This is a genomic window from Microbacterium sp. NPDC058389 (assembly GCF_042722305.1).
Lineage (GTDB): Bacteria > Actinomycetota > Actinomycetes > Actinomycetales > Microbacteriaceae > Microbacterium.
In genome coordinates this window covers 71,402-72,402 of the sequence record NZ_JBHXJQ010000020.1, presented here as the reverse complement: position 1 = coordinate 72,402, position 1,001 = coordinate 71,402, and the positions used below count along the sequence as shown (strand labels likewise).

1 protein-coding gene is annotated in these 1,001 nt (G+C 66.5%); it reads right to left on the bottom strand.

Going from position 1 to position 1,001, the window contains the following annotated elements; all coding sequences use genetic code 11:
* Positions 1-51 precede the first annotated feature (51 nt).
* Positions 52-873 (bottom strand): undecaprenyl-diphosphate phosphatase, encoded by an 822-nt coding sequence (locus ACFWJ8_RS19410; RefSeq protein WP_378814634.1) that lies wholly within the window; start codon positions 871-873, stop codon positions 52-54.
* Positions 874-1,001: the final 128 nt, after the last annotated feature.

Genomic DNA, 1,001 nt, shown 5'->3' with positions numbered 1-1,001 from the left:
GACCGAGCCCCGTCGAAGCGTGCTTCGACGGGGCTCGGTCCCTTCCGGCGTCTACGCGCTGATGACACCCATGCTGAGCAGCACCAGCAGCAGCGAGCCGACCGCGACGCGGTAGACGACGAACGGCAGGAAGCTGTGCTTCGAGATCCAGTTCATGAAGAACGCGATCACGCCGAGCGCCACGACGAATGCCACGCCCGTGGCGACGGCGGTCTCGCCCAGCGTGAACACGCCCGGCTCGTCGAGGCTCTTGAACAGCTGGAAGAAGCCGCTGCCGAAGACGGCGGGGATCGCCAGCAGGAACGCGTAGCGGGCCGCGGCGGCGCGCTCGTAGCCCATGAACAAGCCGGCGGTGATCGTGCCGCCCGAGCGCGACACGCCCGGGATGAGCGCGAGCGCCTGCGCGAAGCCGTAGATCACGCCGTGGCCGACGGTGATGTCCTGGAGCTTGCGCTTCTTCGCGCCGTAATGGTCGGCGATGCCCAGCAGCACGCCGAAGAAGATCAGCATGCCGGCCGTGATCCACAGCGACCGCAGCACGGTCTCGATCTGGTCCTGGAACAGGATGCCGAGCACGACGATCGGGATCGAGCCGGTGATGATGAGCCAGCCCATCTTGGCGTCCGGGTCGTTGCGCGGGATCCTGCCGAACAGCGCACGGAACCAGTGCCCGATGATGCGCACGATGTCGCGCCAGAAGAACACCACGACGGCCGCCTCGGTGCCGATCTGCGTGATCGCGGTGAACGCGGCGCCGGGGTCCTGCGCGCCGGGCAGGAACTCCCCCAGGATGCGCAGGTGCGCGCTCGACGAGATCGGGAGGAACTCGGTCAGTCCCTGGACGAGGCCCAGGATGATCGCCTCGAGAAGCATGGGCGCCTTTCAGCCATGGAGAAGTGGGGGGGGGGGGGCGCCGCCGCCACCACGGGGCAAAAAGTGGGGGGGCAGGGTGGTTTAAAAAAAAGAAAGATACCCCCACACAAAAAAAGAAGATATAGGGG

Bases quoted from the DNA above. Each gene is read 5' to 3' on its own strand.
- ACFWJ8_RS19410 (WP_378814634.1), bottom strand. From the start codon at position 873: ATGCTTCTCGAGGCGATCATCCTGGGCCTCGTCCAGGGACTGACCGAG.